Here is a 17759-nt window from a genome sequence, read left to right as displayed (position 1 = left end):
GGGTCTCGCCCGGATCGGGCGATACGGGCCACACTCGGCGGGTGGAGGCCGGCGAGTACGTGGTCAGGACGGCGCACCCCGCGCTGCGCCGGTACGTCCGCCGCCTGCAGGGCTACCGCGAGTACAGCGCGCGGCCGCTGCGCCGGCTGCAGGCCCCGGTCGGGTCGTGCGCGCTGATCCTCGGCTTCGGCGAGCCGCTCCGGCTGTACGGGCCGGCCGGGCCCGCCGCGCCGCGCTCGTTCCTGGCCGGGATGCAGACCTCGGCCGTGCACACCGAGTTCCGCGGGCACCAGCACGGCCTGCAGGTGGACCTCACGCCGCTCGGGGTGTTCGTGCTGCTCGGGCGGCCGACGGCCGAGCTCACCGGCGCGGTCCCGGCCCTCGACGAGCTCGACGACACCGAGCTCGCCGCCCTGCCCGAGCGCCTCGCCACGGACCCGGACTGGCCGCGGCGGTTCGCCCGGGTCGAGGCGTTCCTCGCCGCGCGGCTGCTCGCGGACCCGGCCCGGACACCGGATCCCGAGGTCGCGTGGGCGTGGCGCACCCTGGTCCGGCGGGCCGGCGGGGTCGGGATCGCCGAGCTCGCCGCCGGGACGGGCTGGAGCCGCCGACACCTGCTCGACCGGTTCCGCGCGCAGGTCGGCCTGGCCCCGAAGACCGCGGCCCGGGTGCTGCGCTTCGAGCGGGCCGCCGGCCTGGTCGTCGGCGGCGGCCCGTTCGGGACACCGGGCCCGCGGCAGGACCTCGCCTCGGTCGCCGCCGAGTGCGGCTACGCCGACCAGGCCCACCTGACCAGAGAGTTCCGCGCCCTCGCGGGCGTGACCCCGACCGCGTACCGGTGCGCATTCGTTCAAGACCCGGCGCTCCCGACTCCCTAGGTTCTCCGGCATGGGCATCCACGTGACACTGCGCTACGCCGACCCCCGCGCCGCCGTCGAGTTCCTCACCGGCACCCTCGGGATGACCGCGGGCCACGTCGCCACCGCCGACGACGGGTCGCTCGGCCACGCCGAGGTGTTCTGGGACGACAGCGCGGTCATGATCGGCGCCCGGTCCGGCGGCGACGACCGCTTCGACACCGGGCGCGCGGTCCTCTACCTCACCACCGACACCCCGGACGCGGTGCACGACAAGGCCGTCGGGGCCGGGGCCGAGCTGGTGTACGGGCTGACGGACCAGCCCTACGGGTCCCGCGAGTTCGCCGTCGCCGACCCGGAGGGCAACGTCTGGTGCTTCGGGACCTACCGGCCGGCTGCCCCGTGACCGCGGGCGGCACCGGGAGCGGCCCGCAGGGCGCGGCCGCCGCGCTGCAGCGGCTCCGCGCGCTCTGCCTCGCGCTGCCCGAGGTCATCGAGAGGATCAGCCACGGCGAGCCGACCTGGTTCGTGCGCCGCACCTTCGTGACCTTCGCCGACCACCACCACGACGACCGCCTCGCCTTCTGGTGTGCGGCCCCGCCCGGCGTGCAGGAGGAGCTCGTCGCGGCCGCCCCGGAGCGGTTCTTCCGGCCACCTTACGTGGGCACCCGAGGCTGGGTGGGCGTGCGGCTCGACGTCCCGGTCGACTGGGACGAGATCGCCGAGCTCGTCACGGACGCCTACCGCACCGTGGCCCCGCGGAAGCTGGTCGCGCTCCTGGACCGGGCCCGCTCGTAGCGCTCGGTGCGCTCGGTGCGCTCGGTGCGCTCGAAGGCTCGGCGCGCTCGAAGGCTCGGCGCGCTCGAAGGCTCGGTGCGCTCCCGGAGTCCCTGCGCTCCTAGACTCCGGGGACGTGAGCGAGCTCCCCCGGGTCGAGGTCGACGGCGCCGCGTACGAGTACGAGGACGTACCGGGAACCGGCTCCGGCGCTCCGCTGCTGTTCCTGCACGAGGGGCTGGGGTCGGTGGGCCTGTGGCGCGGCTTCCACCGGCGCGTCGCCGAGGCCACGGGACGCCGGGCGGTCGCGTACTCGCGTCTCGGCCACGGCTTCTCCGACCTCCCGCCGGCCAAGCGCACGATCCGCTTCGCGCACGAGGAGGCTGCGACCGTCGTCCCGGCCCTGGTCGAGGCGCTGGAGCTGGCCGACCCGGTCCTCGTCGGGCACAGCGACGGCGGCTCGATCGCGCTGCTCGCGGCCGCGGCCCTGCCGGTGTCCGGGCTCGTCGTGCTGGCCCCGCACGTGATCGTGGAGGAGATCGGGCTGCGGGCGATCGAGGAGGCCAAGCGTGCCTTCGAGTCCGGCGACCTCGCGCGGCGGATGGCCCGCCACCACCGCGACGCCGAGGTCTGCTTCTGCAACTGGAACGACGTCTGGCTCGACCCGGCCTTCCGCGACTGGGACCTGCGCCCCGAGCTCGGCGGGATCTCCTGCCCGGTCCTGGGGATCCAGGGCGACGCCGACCCCTACGGCACCGCGGTGCACGTGGGGGCGGTGCAGGAGGCCGTCCGCGGCACCACCGACCTGCTCCTGTGCCACGGCGGCCACGCCCCGCACCTCGAACGCCCGGGCCTGGTCGCCGCCACCGTCGCGGGCTGGCTGCGGGACCGCTGAGTGGCGGTGGTCGCCGTGCCGACCGCTCACGACGCCGACCAGCCGCGGATCGCCGTCGGTGTCAGGACCAGCACGGGGCCGCGGGGCCGGGCGTCGCGGTAGGGCGGGTACTTCGCCTGCAGGGCGTCGAGCGCACGCTCGCGCAGGTCACCCTCCTCGTGGACGGCGGCCGTGGCGTCGACCCGGACCCACCACAGCCGTGCCCAGTCGTCGGTGTACTCGTCGACGACGACGGCGGCGCGGGGGTCCCGGGCGACGTCGGCGAGCCGGGCCAGCCGTGGCCCGCGCTTCGGTTTGACCTCGTCGACGGCCGAGCACACCAGGCCGTCGACCAGCGCGAAGGTGATGGGGACGAGCCGGGGCGTACCGTCGTCGCGCAGGGTGGCCAGCCGGGCGACGGGGTGCGTCGCGAGCCGTTCCCGGCACGCGCGCTCGTCGAGGGACGGCACGGCCCGACCCTGTCCGTCAGCTCGCCAGCGGCACCGCGACGCGGGTCGCCAGCAGCACCGCGTCCCGGGTGTCGCGGCGCTCGTGCTCGAGGAAGCTCGGGGCGCAGGCCAGGAAGAGGGTGCGGCCGTCCTCGCCGCCCAGCGCCACGGCGTAGGTCTGCAGATCGTCGAGGACGACCTCCTCGACGATCTCCCCGCCCTCGCGGACCCGTACCGCGCGGTGGTGGTCGGCGTCGGCGACCCAGATGGCGCCCTCGGCGTCGGGCTCGGCGATCCCGTCGGGCGCCACGGCCAGTCCGGGCAGCATCTCGGCGATGTCCCGGGTCGTGGGGAGGTCGCCGAACCGGGCCCAGTCCCGGCGCCCGCCGAGGGAGCCGTCGGGGCGGATGTCGAAGGCGGACATCCGGTTGCCGAAGCTCTCCGCGACGATCAGCGTGTCGTCCCGGACCACCGTGCCGTTCGGGAAGTACATCCCGTCGGCGACCACCTCGGCCGCGCCGTCCGGGTCGACCCGCATGACGATCGCGGTCTCCAGGTCGGCGCCCGCCATCAGGTCGAAGCCGAAGCACCCGACCCAGCAACGTCCCTGCCGGTCGACCGCCATGTCGTTGAGCATGCCGCGGGAGAGCCCGCTCAGGTCGGCGTGGGTGACCAGCGTGCCGTCGTGCTCGCGGCGCAGGATCTTCTGGTCCCGCATCGACACGATCAGCATCCGGCCGTCCGGTAGCAGCCCGGTCCCCGACGGCTGGGCGGGCACGGTGGCCTCGACCCGCAGGTCGGTCCCGTCCGGCTCGGCGCTGAGCACCCGGTGGGTGTAGAAGTCGCTCACCCAGATCCGGCCCCCGCGCCAGCGCGGGCCCTCCAGGAACGACAGTTTCTCCAACACGACGGTCGGCTCGGCCACGCTGCCCCCTCCGGTCCGGCCCCCGCAGCGGTGCGGGTGCGACCGGGTCAGTCTGGTCGGGCGCGGGCGGTCGGTCGAGACCGCCCGACGATCACGTACGGAGATGCTTCCAGAGCACCATCGTGTGCCGGGCGGGAACCGTGCCCGCACGGCGGGGAACAGCTGCCGGCCCGCTACGGTTGAGCACGGTACTTGCGAGCTCAATCAGATGCCCGCCGACCCGGGAGGTCCCGATGCCCGCCGTCACCGTCGCCGACGTCACCACGCTGCCGCGCGTCCCCGAGCCCGGTCCCACGGACCTCGACCGGGGCGTCCGGTCGATCACGACCGCGCCGCAGGGGTACGAGGGCGAGGGCTTCCCCGTCCGGCGTGCCTTCGCCGGGGTCGACCTGCGCGATCTCGATCCCTTCCTGCACATGGACCAGATGGGCGAGGTCGAGTACGCGCCGGGCGAGCCGAAGGGCACCTCGTGGCACCCGCACCGCGGCTTCGAGACCGTCACCTACATCATCGACGGCGAGTTCGAGCACCAGGACAGCCACGGCGGCGGCGGGAACATCACCAACGGCGACACGCAGTGGATGACGGCCGGGGGCGGGCTGCTGCACATCGAGCGGCCGCCGGAGGCGCTGGTGGCCAGCGGCGGCCTGTTCCACGGCCTGCAGCTGTGGGTGAACCTGCCGAAGGCGCAGAAGTGGCTGGAGCCGAAGTACCAGGATCTGCGGGCGCGCGAGTCCGCATTGCTCACCACGCCCGACGGCGGCGCCCTCATCAGGGTGATCGCCGGCGAGCTGGCCGGGCACGAGGGCCCGGGGTCGACCTACACGCCGATGGCGATGATGCACGCGACCGTCTCCCCCGGCGCCCGCATGCGGCTGCCGTGGCGGCGGGACTTCACCACGCTGGTCTACGTGCTGTCCGGCGCCGGGACCGTCGGGAAGGACGACCGGCCGATCCGCGGGGGGCAGCTGGCGCTGTTCGGGCCGGGCGACCTGATCACGGTGGCCGGCAACCGGGGACAGGACTCGCGCACCCCGGCGCTCGACGTCGTCCTGCTCGGCGGGCGGCCGATCCGCGAGCCGGTCGCGTGGGGCGGCCCGTTCGTGATGAACACGCGGGCCGAGGTGCTGGCCGCCTTCGAGGACTACCAGAAGGGGAAGCTCGGCGTGATCCCGGCCTCGTACGTGCCGCACGGCTCCCTGGGAGGATCGACGGCATGAGTGAACCCCTGATCCTCGACGTCGCCGAGTGGTCCCGATTCGAGATCCACGTCGACGGGAGGCTCGCGGGGTTCACGAACTACCGGGCCGAGCCGGGAAGATCACCTTCACGCACACCGAGATCGACTCGATGTACGAGGGCCAGGGGCTGGGCGGGACGCTCGTCCGGTTCGCCCTGGACGACGCCCGCAAGCGGGGCCTGTCGGTGTACCCGGACTGCCCGTTCGTCCGGGGCTGGATCGAGAAGCACCCCGACTACGTCGACCTCGTCCCGGTCGAGGCCCGCCCGCAGTACGGCCTCTGAGTACAACTCTGAGTACAACTCTGAGGGCGGTCGGGCCCGGCGACCCCCGCGAGTCGCGACCTGAACACCGCGGCTCGCGGGAGTTCGTTCCCGCGAGTCGCGCCGTGAGCTCCCGCGAGTCGCGCCGTGAGCTCCCGCGAGCCGCGCCGTGAGCTCCCGCGAGTCGCGCCGTGAGCTCCCGCGAGTCGCGCCGTGAGCTCCCGCGAGTCGCGCTGTGAGCTCCCGCGAGTCGCGGTGTGAGCTCCCGCGAGTCGCGCCGTGAGCTCCCGCGAGTCGCGCCGTGAGCTCCCGCGAGTCGCGCCGTGAGCTCCCGCGAATCGCGGTGTGAGCTCCCGCGAGTCGGGGCTTCCGGCGCCGCGAGTCGGCAGTTCCGGGGCACCGAGTCGCACATATCGGGAAGTCCGTCCATGATCATCATGTCGATGCAGCGAGGGCGGTCCGGCCTGCACCATGTGCATACCAACGGCGATCATGACTGCGCGGCGAGCCTCCTCCAGCTCCTTTGATCGTCGCCCGCGTGCACCCACGGCATTCACCACCGCCCCACACGCACGCTTCCGACGATCATGCACAACCGGGAGCGGCACACCGACGCCGGCGCTCGCGAGTCGGCGCTCTCCGACCCCTGAGTCGCACATCTCCGTAGCCAGGAGACGACACTCGGTGTCTCGGAACCGCCGACTCGCGGAATGATCACGGGGGTCGGAAACTGTCGGGGGTGGCTCGTAGCCTGATCCCGTGCTGGTCGTTCACGCCCTCTGGTGTCCCGCCCGGGGTGTCGTGCTCTGGGCGGAGGACGGCGAGCGCCCCGCCACCACCTCGCGCCGCTCGTTGCGCAGCGCGCGGCCGCACCCGTTTGCCGTGCCGGCGTCGCTGCTGGCCGGGATCCACCCCGGCAAGCAGACCTCGGTGACGCTGCTGCTCCCCTCCCGCGCGAGCGGCCCGGTCGAGTCCCCCGAGCTCGTCCGCCGCACAGCGCCGCGGCGGCGGTCGTCCGAGGTGTCGTTGACGCCCTGGACGGTCCCGGCCGTCGTCGTCGAGCCGGGTGAGCTGGCCGACCCGGCGGACGACGTACGCTACGGTGCCTCCGTCGCCCACCTGCGGGCCCTCGCGGCGTTCGCGGACGATCTCGCCGCCCGCGGGCGGGTCCTGCCCACCCTGCGCCCGGGACCGGAGGCGCGCTGGCGGCCCGTCGTCCAGGGGCTCGACGCGGTGGCCCGCCGATCGCTGGTCGAGGCGCTGCCCCCGATCGGGCGCGCCGCGCAGCGGCGTAGCGGCGACACCGCCGGCCACTCCCCCGACCTGCTGGTGGATGCGGCACTGGACGCGCTGGTCGACGCGGCGGTGCGCGAGCGCCTCGCCCGCGCCGACGCGCCCGTCGCCCTCGTGCCGCCGCGTCGCGGTCGCGCGCCGAAGGCGCTGCCCGCCACCGAGGCCTGGCTGGCCGCGCTCGCCGGGCCGGACCCGCGCTTCGTGGCCGCCGAGCGGGAGCTCGCCACGCTGGCCGACGCGCTGGGCGCCTGGGACGCCGTCACCACCGAGGAGACCGGACCCGCCCGGGCGACCTTCCGGCTGTCGGAGATCAGCACGCTGCACGATCCCGCCGATCCGGGGGACGATCCGCTGGACCAGACCGGCGACGGCACCCAGTGGGTGCTGGAGTTCCAGTTGCAGTCGACCGAGGATCCCAGCCTGGTCCTCCCGGCCGACGACGTCTGGGCGGGCCGCGCCGACCGGCTGATCACCTCGGCGCAGGAGCTGCTGCTGGCCGAGCTGGGCCGGGCCGCGCTGGTCTACCCGCCGCTGACCGGTGCGCTGCGCCAGGCCCGGCCCGAGGAGCTCGACCTCGAGCTCGACGAGGCGCACCGCTTCCTCACCGAGGACGCCGCGCGGCTGCTCGCGGCGGGCTTCGGCGTGCAGCTCCCGGCGGGGTGGAACGGGCGGCGCCCACTCGGGTTGCGACTGTCGGTGTCCTCGCCGCCGGCCCCGGGCGTCGTCACGCGCGGCGGGCTCGGCCGGGAGGAGCTCGCGAGGTTCCGCTGGACGCTGGCCGCCGGCGACGAGGAGCTCGACGAGGAGGAGATCGCCGCGCTGGTCGCGGCCAAGGCCAAGCTCGTGCGGATCCGCGGTCGGTGGGTCAGCGTCGACGCCGACGCGCTGTCCCGCGGCCTCGAGTTCCTCCGCCGGCAGAACGGCCGCCGGGGCTCCGGAACGGTGGCCGACGCGCTGAGCCTGGCCCAGGGCGCCGTCGACACCCCCCTGCCGATCACCTCGGTCGCGGCCGAGGGCTGGATCGGCGACCTGCTCGGCGGCACGGCGGACCGCACGCTCGAGCCGCTCGACCCGCCGCCGGGATTCCGGGCCGAGCTGCGGCCCTACCAGAAGCGTGGGCTGTCCTGGCTGGCGTTCCTGTCCTCGCTCGGGCTCGGCGCCTGCCTGGCGGACGACATGGGCCTGGGCAAGACGATCCAGCTGTTGGCCCTCGAGGCCCTCGAACGCGATCGAGGCTCGTCCGGCCCGACCCTGATCCTCTGCCCCATGTCCCTCGTCGGTACCTGGCAGCGGGAGGCGGCCCGGTTCGCGCCGGACCTGCGCGTGCATGCCCACCACGGCCCCACCCGGCCCCGCGGGGAGGCGTTACGGGAGCGGTCGGCGGAGGCGGACGTCGTGGTCACGACCTACGGCACCGCCTCCCGCGACATCGAGGAGCTGGAGTCGCTGCCATGGCACCGGCTGGTGCTCGACGAGGCACAGGCGATCAAGAACAGCAACGCGTCGCCGTCGAAGGCAGCCCGGCGTATCGTCGCCGGCCACCGCATCGCGCTCACCGGCACGCCGATGGAGAACCGGCTGGCCGAGCTGTGGTCGATCATGGACTTCCTGAACCCGGGCATGCTCGGCACCCCGGAACGGTTCCGCCAACGGTTCGCGGTGCCGATCGAGCGGCACGGCAGCCCCGAGGCGGCGGAGGCGCTGCGCCGGATCACCCGCCCCTATCTGCTCCGCCGGCTCAAGACCGACCCCGCCGTGATCGACGACCTGCCCGAGAAGATCGAGATCAGGCAGGAGTACCACCTCACCCGCGAGCAGGCCTCGCTCTACCGCACGATCGTCGACGACATGATGGAGAAGATCGAGGACTCGGTCGGCATCCAGCGGCGCGGCAACGTGCTGGCCGCGATGGCCAAGCTCAAGCAGGTCTGCAACCACCCGGCCCAGCTGCTGCACGACGGCTCGCCGATCGGGAAGCGCTCGGGAAAGGTCGCGCGCCTCGAGGAGCTGCTGACCGAGATCCTGGCCGAAGGCGACAAGGTGCTGCTGTTCTCGCAGTTCACCGAGTTCGCGTCGATGCTGGTCCCCCACCTGTCGGCGCGGTTCGACCAGGAGGTGCTGCATCTGCACGGGGGCACGCCGAAGCAGCAGCGGGACGCGATGGTCGAGCGCTTCCAGTCCGGCGACGGCCCGTCGATCTTCCTGTTGTCGCTCAAGGCCGGCGGCACGGGGCTCACGCTCACCGCCGCGAACCACGTCGTGCACCTGGACCGCTGGTGGAACCCGGCCGTCGAGGAGCAGGCCACGGACCGGGCGTTCCGGATCGGGCAGAGCCGTACCGTCCAGGTGCGCAAGTTCGTGTGTCCCGGCACCGTGGAGGAGCGGATCGACGCGCTGCTCGAGTCGAAGAAGGCGTTGTCGGACATGGTGATCAGCGACGGCGAGGGGTGGCTCACCGAGCTGTCCACCGGCGAGCTGCGCTCGGTCCTCGCCCTCGGCGCCGACGCGGTGGAGGACGAGTGAGCGATCAACCCTTCTGGGCGCAGGAGGACCACCCGAAGCGCCCGCTGCGCGTGGAGAACGGCATCCAGATCCACTCCACGCGCGGTACCGTCGCGCGCACGTGGTGGTCGAAGCGGTTCGTCGCGGTGCTGGAGTCGCTCGGCGTCGGCGGGCGCCTGCACCGCGGCCGCAGCTACGCCCGCTCCGGGCAGATCGTGTCCTGCGAGGTCGACGCGGGCGCCGTGGTCGCGCTGGTGCAGGGCACCCGACCCACCCCCTACAAGGTGCGCATCGGGATCCCGGCGTGGGGCAAGCAGGAGTGGTCGCGGGCGGAGCAGGCCCTGGCCGACGACGCCTGGTACGCCGCCACGCTGCTGGCCGGCGGGATGCCGCCGGAGATCGAGGAGCTGTTCGCCGGTCTCGGCCTGGCGCTCTTCCCGGCCTCGCAGCGCGACCTGGCCATGGACTGCGCCTGCCCTGATCCGACGGTCCCGTGCAAACACGTCGCGGCCGTGTTCTATCTGCTCGCCGAGCGTTTCGACGCCGATCCGTTCGAGGTCCTCGCCCTGCGCGGACGCGACCGCGAGACCCTGCTCGCGAACCTTCGCCACCGCCGCGGCAGCGGCGGGGCTCCCGAGCCGGTCCCGGAGGAGACTGCCCGGCCCCTCGGCGAGCTGCTCGACACCTTCTACTCGGCCGGCGAGCTCGATCTCACCCGGTTCACACCGGCCGAGCCCGAGCCGGGCGCGCTGCTCGACCAGGTGCCGGAGCTGCCGATCCGGGTGCGCCGGCACGAGGTCCGCGACCTGCTCCGCCCGGCGTACGAGCAGTTCCCCGACTGACATCCACTACGGAGTCGCTTCGCGCGGAGGCCGTCCGTCCGGAGCGCATTATGGAACCATAGTGCGCGGAACGGCGCTCCGGGCGCGCATTATGGAACCATAGTGCTCGGAACGGCGCTCCGCGAGCAGGGCGAGCGGTTGCGGGACACGCTCGTCGGGGCGGCCGACGGTCGTGCTCACCGCCAAGCCCCTGATCACCTACGCCGAGCACCATCCGTGCCCGATCGAGGGCGGCGGCACGGTGGCCGAACGACGCTCCGGGCACGCATTCTGGGACCATAGCGCCCAGGACGGCGCTCGAGGTACGCACTGTGGAACCATGGCACACCAGGGCACCGCACTAGATGCGCGTCATGGGGCCATAATGCGCCCGGACGCCACACCCAAGAGCGTTATGGAACCATAATGCGCCGAGGCATCAGGCCCGACACGCGTTATGGAACCATGTGCAGCAGAGTGCCGGGCCGGACGTCACCACGGAGCCACGGTCCTCGGCGGCTCTAGCCGCTGCTGAGGCCGGCGTTCGGTCCCCAGCGCGTCAGTGCTGCCGCCTCGAGGAGGGTCGCCAGCTCGTAGAGCACGATCGAGGCGATGACGGCGAGCGCGACGATCGTCCAGACGCCGCCGTAGTTGCCGGACCCCTTGTACCCGGACAGCACGCCGCCCATGCCCGCGAAGCCCACGAGCCACTCGGCCAGCATGGACCCGACGATCGCCCCGGGCACGGAGATCCGCACCGAGGCCAGGAACTCGGGCAGCGCCGAAGGGATCCGGACCTTGACCAGGGCGGTGAGCGCGGAGCCGCCGTTCACCGTGATCAGGTCGAGGGACTGCGGCGGGGCCGAGTTGAGCCCGACGACGACGTTGACCAGGACCGGGAAGAGCACCACGATCGCGGCGATCACAGCGATGCCGAGCTTGCCCTGGCCGAAGATCAGCAGCAGCACCGGCGCCATCGCGACCAGCGGCACGGAGCGCAGCAGCATGGCGATCGGCATGAACGCGAACTCCACCGGCTTCCACAGCACGAACCCGATCGCGACCAGCGTCGCGACGACCATGCCCGCGACGAACCCGATCAGCGCGTTGAGCAGCGTCGTACCGAGTGCACCGAAGCTGTCCGCCCGCGCCTGCTCCGCGCTCATCGAGGCCGGCCGGACCCCGCGGGGCGGGTCGTCGGAGAACAGGTACTGCACGACGTTGTGCGGCGACTTCCCGACGAACGACGACACGTCGAACACCAGCAGCAGCACCTGCCACAGCAGCGCCAGCACCACGAGCGCGATGACGATCGTGACCCCGGCCCGGCCCGTGCGACGCAGGAGGGCTCGGGTGGTCTCGGCACCGCCCGCCGTGCTGGTCACCTCGCCCGCGGGCGCGGCGGTGGTCGTGGCGGTCATGTCGCTCCTGCCGGGACGTCGGTGCCCGCGGTCCACGGCGTGACCAGCTTGGCGATCAGCCCGACCACGACGAAGCCGAGGCCGGAGACGATCCCGCTGACCAGCGCGAGGTACCAGAGCTGGGGCGCGTCGGACTGGGACTGCGCGGCGATGACGGCGCGGCCGAGCGTGGAGTCGCCGCCGCTGCCGAGGTACTCGGCGAGGATCGCGCCGAGGAACGCCGCCGGTGCCGCGATCTTCAGCGCGGCGAAGAGGCTGGGCAGGGCCGAGATCAGCTGGACCTTGCGCAGCGACGTCCATGCGCCGCCGCCGTACGCCTTGATCAGGTCGATGCTGGTGCGGGGCGCGGCACGCAGACCGAGCAGGCAGCCGACGGCGGTGGTGAAGAAGCAGCTCATCGCGGCCAGCACGACGGAGGCGCCCGACGGCGCGTCCCGCCCGGCCACGATGACGACGACCGGCCCGATGGCGACCAGCGGGATGCAGTAGCTGACCACGGCGATCTGGTGGGCCAACGCCTCCAGCGGCGGCACCAGCAGCACGATCACGGCCAGCACGATCGCCGCGAGGTTGCCCCACAGGTAGCCGAGGGCGGCCGACCCCACGGTCCCGCCGGCGTTGCTCAGGGTGGCCGACCACTGCCCGGCGTCGAAGAACCTGGCGACGACGGACGGCGGGGTCGGGATCGCCCCACTGCCCTGGTAGAGGGTGAGCGACGCGATCCACCAGACGCCAATGATCATGATCACGCCGACGATCCCGCCGACCCACGGCGGCGCCCCACGCACGGCCGGGAACCGGCCGCCCTCCTCCGCGGCGGAGCCGGGCGTGACGGTGGGCGCCGCCATCAGTGCGCCCCGGCGGGCGCCCCGCCGCGGCCGAAGAGGATCTCGGAGAGCCGGTCCACGTACTCGTGGAACTCGGGGGTGCGCTGCAGCTCGGGCAGCCGCGGCCGCGGCAGGTCGATCTCGACCACCTCGGCGATCCGGCCGGGCCGCGGGCTCATCACGGCCACGACGTCGGACAGGAACACCGCCTCCGAGATCCCGTGGGTGACCATCAGCGTGGTCGCCGGCCGCTCGGTCCAGATCCGCAGCAGCTCGACGTTCAGCCGCTGGCGGGTCATGTCGTCGAGCGCGCCGAAGGGCTCGTCGAGCAGCATGACCGTGGGCTGCACGGCCAGGCAGCGCGCGATGGCCACGCGCTGCCGCATGCCGCCGGAGAGCTGCGCCGGCTTGGCCTTCTCGAAGCCCGACAACCCGACCAGCCGGACGAGCTCGTCGATCAGCCCGGGCCCGGGGGCGATACCGGCGACCTCCAGCGGCAGCCGGATGTTGCTCGTCACGCTGCGCCACGGCAGCAGGGCGGCCTCCTGGAAGGCGATGCCGAGCTGGTGGTCACGCTGGATCTCCCGGGTGGACCGCCCGTTGATCAGCGCGGTCCCCCGGGTCGGCGTCTCCAGCCCGGCGAGGATGCGCAGGATCGTCGACTTGCCGCAGCCCGACGGGCCGAGCAGCGAGAGGAACGAGTTCTGCGCGGTGCCCAGGCTGGTCGCCGCCAGCGCCTGCACCGACCGGCGACCCAGGGTGAAGACCTTCTCGAGGCCCTGGATGTTGATCCCGGTCGCCGCACGCGGTTCGGCCTTCGGGTCCGTGGTGGACCGGCTGCCCGCGTGCTGGTCGAGGGGTGTCCCCGTCACAGCCGTCTCCTCCCGCTGCTCGTTCGTGCCGCCGGTCAGGCCTTGATCAGGCCCGGGTCGGACGCGTAGATCTCGTCGAGGAGCGTGAGGTCGAACAGATCGGCGGCGACGATGGTGATGCCGATGTTCCCCAGGGCCTCGACGATGTTGTCCTGCAGCTGCGGGGTGAGCGTGAACAGGCCGTTGGCCTTGGTGTCCGCGCTGACGACGAGCTCGTTCTGGGCCTGCATCTGCTCGGTCTGGCCCGGGACGTCGAGCCCCAGGTCCTTGCCGTAGGTGTTCACGGCGAGCTCGGCCGAGCCCTGCGGGTCCGCGACGGCGTCGTTCCAGCCCTTGATCTCCGCGGTCAGGAACGCCTTGAGCTTGTCGCGGTCGTTCTCGATCGTCTCCTGCAGCACGGTGAAGGTCTCGGCCGTGAGCGGGAGCCCGTTGTCGGCGAAGGGCAACGTGACGGGGGTGAAGCCGTCCGCCTTGATGAGGAACGGCTCGTTGGTCGTGTACGCCATGAACCCGTCGACGCTCTTCTCGGTGAGCGGGGTCGGCTCGTACTGCACGACGACCTGCTGGACGCTGCCCGGGTCGATGTCGTTGGCCTTGAGGAACCCGGCGAAGATCTGCTGATTCGTGCCCGCCTGGATGCCCAGCCGCTTGCCGACCAGGTCCTGCGGGGTACGGATCGGGACGCCCTCCTCCATCGACAGGATGCAGAACGGGTTCTTCTGGAACGTGCTGCCGATGATCTTCAACGGCGCGCCCTGCTCGGTGACGAACCGGGCGGTCGCGTCGGGCGCGGACAGGCCGACGTCGACGTTCTTGGCCAGGACCAGCGCGTCGGCGCTGTCGACCGGGCCGGTCACCAGGTCGACCGACTCGAAGCCGGCGTCGCGGTAGTAGCCCTTGGAGTCCGCCATGTACTCGCCGGCGAACTCGATGTTCTTGATCCACGACAGCTGCAGGGCGAGCGTGCCGTACTGGCCCGGGGCGGCGGAGGCCGCGCCCGCGGCCGACGAGCTCCCGGAGCCACCGCCACCACAGGCGGCGAGGGCCGCCCCGGCGGCACCCACGCCGACGCCCAGGCCGGCGAGGCGCAGGAAGCCGCGCCGGCTGGTGCTCGGACCGGTGGGGCGCTGGTGGGGCGGCGGGACGAGCAGCGTCATGTGGCGTTCTCCTACGACGAACGGTCGCCGTCTCGGGGCGGGACGGCTGCGGGCGCATCGGCGGTCTGTCGGTGGTCGGCACCGACGGTCCCCGACGCGCCGACCCGCAGAATCTAGGAAGATCCGGGTTCGTCGCGGTTTCGCCGTCGTTACGGCGGTGATGCCGGTCGGTCGCGCTTGTGCAACACGAGTGGGTGATGCCACGGTTGCTCACCGTGGGCTGACTGCCACGAACGCAGCGTGCCCGGGGCCACCGCGGCGACCCCGGGCACGCCCGGTCGGAGTGACGACGCTCAGCTCGCGGCGACGGCCTTCTTCCGCCGGGTGCGCCGGAGCGGGGCCGCCGGCGCCACCAGGTCCTTGAGGAACAGACCGGTGTAGCTGCCCTCGGTGCCCGCGACCTCCTCGGGAGTGCCCTGGGCGACGACCGTGCCACCGCCCGAGCCGCCCTCGGGGCCCATGTCGACGACCCAGTCCGACGTCTTGATCACGTCGAGGTTGTGCTCGATGACGACGACGGTGTTGCCCTTGTCGACCAGGCCGTTGATCACCATCAGCAACTTGCGGATGTCCTCGAAGTGCAGGCCCGTGGTCGGCTCGTCGAGGATGTAGATCGTCCGACCGTTGGACCGCTTCTGCAGCTCGCTGGCCAGCTTCACGCGCTGCGCCTCGCCACCGGACAAGGTGGGCGCCGGCTGCCCGAGCCGGACGTAGCCCAGCCCGACGTCGACGAGCGTGGTCAGGTACCGGCTGATCGAGGTGATCGGCGCGAAGAACTCCGCCGCCTCCTCGATCGGCATGTCCAGCACGTCGGCCACGGTCTTGCCCTTGTAGTGCACCTCGAGGGTCTCCCGGTTGTACCGGGCGCCCTTGCAGACCTCGCAGGGGACGTACACGTCGGGCAGGAAGTTCATCTCGATCTTGATCGTGCCGTCGCCGGAGCACGCCTCGCAGCGCCCGCCCTTGACGTTGAACGAGAAGCGGCCGGCCTGGTAGCCCCGCACCTTCGCCTCGGTGGTCGACGCGAACAGCGTGCGGACCTTGTCCCACACCCCGGTGTACGTGGCCGGGTTGGACCGCGGCGTGCGCCCGATCGGTGACTGGTCGACGCGCACGAGCTTGTCCAGCTGCTCGATGCCGGTGATCCGGGTGTGCCGGCCCGGCACCTGGCGGGCGCCGTTGAGCTTGTTCGCCAGCACGGTGGCCAGGATGTCGTTGATCAGCGTGGACTTGCCCGAGCCGGACACACCGGTGATCGAGACGAGCCCGCCGAGCGGGATGTCGACATCGATCCCCCGCAGGTTGTGCTCGCGCGCGCCGACGATCGTGAGCCTGCGCTCCGGGTCGAGCGTGCGCCGCACGTCCGGCACCGGGATGCTCCGCCGGCCCGACAGGTACGCCCCGGTCAGCGAGGTGTCGTGCGACTCGAGCTCGGCGACCGGGCCGGAGTGCACGACCTCGCCACCGTGCTCGCCCGCGCCCGGGCCGATGTCGACGGCCCAGTCCGCGGCCCGGATGGTGTCCTCGTCGTGCTCCACCACGATCAGCGTGTTGCCCAGCTCCTTGAGCCGGGTCAGCGTGTCGATCAGCCGGCGGTTGTCCCGCTGGTGCAGCCCGATCGACGGTTCGTCGAGCACGTAGAGCACGCCGACCAGGCCGGAGCCGATCTGCGTGGCCAGCCGGATGCGCTGCGCCTCGCCGCCGGACAGGGTGCCCGCGGCGCGGTCGAGCGACAGGTAGTCCAGCCCGACGTCGAGCAGGAACCCGAGGCGGGCCTGGATCTCCTTGAGCACCCGGCCCGCGATCATCGCCTGCCGCTGGTCGAGCACCATCCCGTCGAGGAACTCGGCGCACTCGGCCACCGACATGGCCGACACCTCGGCGATCGACCGGTCGCCCTGCTCACGGTGCGCCAGCGTGACGGCCAGGACCTCCGGCTTGAGCCGCGCCCCCTTGCACGCCGGGCACGGGACGTCCCGCATGTAGCCCTCGTACCGATCGCGCTGCGACTCGGACTCGGTCTGGTCCAGCCGGCGCTCGAGGAACGGGATCACGCCCTCGAAATTGGCGTAGTAGGCGCGCTCGCGCCCGTACCGGTTCCGATAACGGACGTGCACCTGGTCGTCGCTGCCGTGCAGCACCGCCTTCTGTGCCTCGGCGGGCAGCTTGCGCCACGGTGTGTCCATCCGGAACCCGACGCTCGTGGCCAGCCCGGACAGCAGCCGGCCGAAGTACTCGGCCGTGTGTCCGTTGTTCCACGGCGCCACGGCCCCGTCGGCCAGGCTGAGCTCCGGGTCGGGGATGACGAGCTCCGGGTCGACCTCCTTCTTGATGCCGATGCCCGAGCACTCCGGGCAGGCGCCGTACGGCGAGTTGAAGGAGAACGTGCGGGGCTCGAGGTCGTCGAGCGTGAGCGGGTGCCCGTTGGGGCAGGCCATCCGCTCGGAGAACCGGCGCTCGCGGTGCGGGTGCTCGTCCTCCAGGTCGACGAAGTCCAGCACCACCAGCCCGTCCGCCAGGCGCAGCGCGGTCTCCACCGAGTCGGTGAGCCGCTGCTTGGCGCTCGGCTTGACCGACAGCCGGTCGACGACGACCGCGATGTCGTGCTTCTCCTGCTTCTTCAGCGTCGGCGGGTTGCTCAGTTGGTGCACCGAGCCGTCGACCAGCACGCGGGAGTAGCCCTGGCCCTGCAGGGTGGTGAAGAGGTCCACGAACTCGCCCTTGCGGGTGCGGACCACCGGGGCGAGCACCTGGAAGCGGCTGCCCTCCTCCATCGCCAGCACCTGGTCGACGATCTGCTGCGGGGTCTGCTTCTCGATGACCTCCCCGCAGACCGGGCAGTGCGGGACGCCGGCCCGGGCGTAGAGCAGTCGCAGGTAGTCGTAGACCTCGGTGATCGTGCCGACGGTCGAGCGCGGGTTGCGGTTCGTGGACTTCTGGTCGATCGACACCGCGGGCGAGAGCCCTTCGATGAAGTCGACGTCGGGCTTGTCCATCTGGCCGAGGAACTGCCGGGCGTACGCCGACAGCGACTCGACGTACCGGCGCTGACCCTCGGCGAAGATCGTGTCGAACGCGAGGCTCGACTTGCCGGAACCGGACAGCCCGGTGAACACGACGAGGCTGTCCCGGGGCAGGTCGAGATCGACCCCACGCAGGTTGTGCTCGCGCGCGCCGCGCACGACCAGCCGGGGAGCGTCGTGCGGGGTGCGGACCTGTGCCACGAGGGCGCCTCCTATCGGGTCACCGGTGATCGGCGGGCCCGGTCCGCGGCAGACCGGGGACCCGCGATCGATGCTAGGCCGGGGGCCCGACAGAAAGGTGCGCACCGTCCGGCCCGGGAGCCCCGGTCGACGGTTGCGCACCGGCGAGCGCCGGGCGACCGACGGCCGCCGGGCACGTCCGGCACCGTGGTCGGCGCCGGGAGCCCGTCCGGCCACCCGGCTCAACGCCGTGAACCGCCCGCTGCTTCCCGGCGACG

At 72.7% G+C, this 17759-nt stretch carries 15 protein-coding genes; 8 read left to right on the top strand and 7 right to left on the bottom strand.

Annotated features, from left to right (window positions below):
- The first annotated feature begins 41 nt into the window (after positions 1-41).
- The 4 genes from ACL02T_RS03260 (at position 42) to ACL02T_RS03245 (ending at position 2529) form a co-directional block, all read left to right on the top strand.
- The gene (locus ACL02T_RS03260) at positions 42-878 is read left to right on the top strand and encodes a helix-turn-helix domain-containing protein (protein WP_412829118.1); all 837 of its coding nucleotides are present in this window, start codon (positions 42-44) and stop codon (positions 876-878) included.
- Between the two features lie 10 nt (positions 879-888).
- Positions 889-1263: a VOC family protein gene (locus ACL02T_RS03255; protein ID WP_412829117.1), complete on the top strand. Its 375-nt coding sequence runs from the start codon at positions 889-891 to the stop codon at positions 1261-1263.
- The gene (locus tag ACL02T_RS03250) at positions 1260-1655 is read left to right on the top strand and encodes an MmcQ/YjbR family DNA-binding protein (RefSeq protein ID WP_412829116.1); all 396 of its coding nucleotides are present in this window, start codon (positions 1260-1262) and stop codon (positions 1653-1655) included. The genes ACL02T_RS03255 and ACL02T_RS03250 overlap by 4 nt, the downstream gene beginning before the upstream one ends.
- A gap of 115 nt (positions 1656-1770) precedes the next feature.
- Positions 1771-2529: an alpha/beta fold hydrolase gene (locus ACL02T_RS03245; RefSeq protein WP_412829115.1), complete on the top strand. Its 759-nt coding sequence runs from the start codon at positions 1771-1773 to the stop codon at positions 2527-2529.
- A gap of 26 nt (positions 2530-2555) precedes the next feature.
- Here the strand turns inward: ACL02T_RS03245 and ACL02T_RS03240 are convergent, their stop codons facing one another.
- A complete protein-coding gene (locus tag ACL02T_RS03240) occupies positions 2556-2978 on the bottom strand; it encodes a TIGR03668 family PPOX class F420-dependent oxidoreductase (RefSeq protein ID WP_412829114.1) in 423 nt (140 codons plus the stop codon).
- A gap of 16 nt (positions 2979-2994) precedes the next feature.
- Complete coding sequence (locus tag ACL02T_RS03235; protein ID WP_412829113.1) at positions 2995-3882, bottom strand: SMP-30/gluconolactonase/LRE family protein; 888 nt, start codon at positions 3880-3882, stop codon at positions 2995-2997.
- Positions 3883-4115: 233 nt separating this feature from the next.
- On the opposite strand from ACL02T_RS03235, the gene ACL02T_RS03230 reads away from it, so the two are divergent.
- The 4 genes from ACL02T_RS03230 to ACL02T_RS03215 all read left to right on the top strand — a co-directional run bounded on the left by ACL02T_RS03230 (position 4116) and on the right by ACL02T_RS03215 (position 10022).
- Positions 4116-5102: a pirin family protein gene (locus tag ACL02T_RS03230; RefSeq protein WP_412829112.1), complete on the top strand. Its 987-nt coding sequence runs from the start codon at positions 4116-4118 to the stop codon at positions 5100-5102.
- Between the two features lie 130 nt (positions 5103-5232).
- Positions 5233-5406 (top strand): GNAT family N-acetyltransferase, encoded by a 174-nt coding sequence (locus tag ACL02T_RS03225; protein ID WP_412829111.1) that lies wholly within the window; start codon positions 5233-5235, stop codon positions 5404-5406.
- Positions 5407-6144: 738 nt separating this feature from the next.
- A complete protein-coding gene (locus tag ACL02T_RS03220) occupies positions 6145-9201 on the top strand; it encodes a DEAD/DEAH box helicase (RefSeq protein WP_412829110.1) in 3057 nt (1018 codons plus the stop codon).
- The gene (locus ACL02T_RS03215; RefSeq protein ID WP_412829109.1) at positions 9198-10022 is read left to right on the top strand and encodes an SWIM zinc finger family protein; all 825 of its coding nucleotides are present in this window, start codon (positions 9198-9200) and stop codon (positions 10020-10022) included. Before ACL02T_RS03220 ends, ACL02T_RS03215 begins: the two co-directional genes overlap by 4 nt.
- A 500-nt stretch (positions 10023-10522) precedes the next feature.
- Here the strand turns inward: ACL02T_RS03215 and ACL02T_RS03210 are convergent, their stop codons facing one another.
- The 5 genes from ACL02T_RS03210 to uvrA form a co-directional block, all read right to left on the bottom strand.
- The gene (locus ACL02T_RS03210; RefSeq protein WP_412829108.1) at positions 10523-11422 is read right to left on the bottom strand and encodes an ABC transporter permease; all 900 of its coding nucleotides are present in this window, start codon (positions 11420-11422) and stop codon (positions 10523-10525) included.
- Positions 11419-12270, bottom strand: coding sequence for an ABC transporter permease (locus ACL02T_RS03205; RefSeq protein WP_412829107.1), 852 nt, complete (start codon positions 12268-12270; stop codon positions 11419-11421). Before ACL02T_RS03205 ends, ACL02T_RS03210 begins: the two co-directional genes overlap by 4 nt.
- The gene (locus ACL02T_RS03200) at positions 12270-13121 is read right to left on the bottom strand and encodes an ABC transporter ATP-binding protein (protein ID WP_412829106.1); all 852 of its coding nucleotides are present in this window, start codon (positions 13119-13121) and stop codon (positions 12270-12272) included. The genes ACL02T_RS03205 and ACL02T_RS03200 overlap by 1 nt, the downstream gene beginning before the upstream one ends.
- 35 nt (positions 13122-13156) lie before the next feature.
- The gene (locus tag ACL02T_RS03195; protein WP_412829105.1) at positions 13157-14278 is read right to left on the bottom strand and encodes an ABC transporter substrate-binding protein; all 1122 of its coding nucleotides are present in this window, start codon (positions 14276-14278) and stop codon (positions 13157-13159) included.
- Positions 14279-14571: 293 nt separating this feature from the next.
- Positions 14572-17502 (bottom strand): excinuclease ABC subunit UvrA, encoded by a 2931-nt coding sequence (gene uvrA / locus ACL02T_RS03190; RefSeq protein WP_412829104.1) that lies wholly within the window; start codon positions 17500-17502, stop codon positions 14572-14574.
- Positions 17503-17759 lie beyond the last annotated feature (257 nt).

Source organism: Pseudonocardia oceanicola (assembly GCF_047200735.1).
In the GTDB taxonomy this organism is placed as follows: Bacteria; Actinomycetota; Actinomycetes; order Mycobacteriales; family Pseudonocardiaceae; genus Pseudonocardia.
The sequence above is the reverse complement of the archived record's forward strand: the minus strand, read 5'-3'. Positions and strand labels throughout refer to the sequence as shown.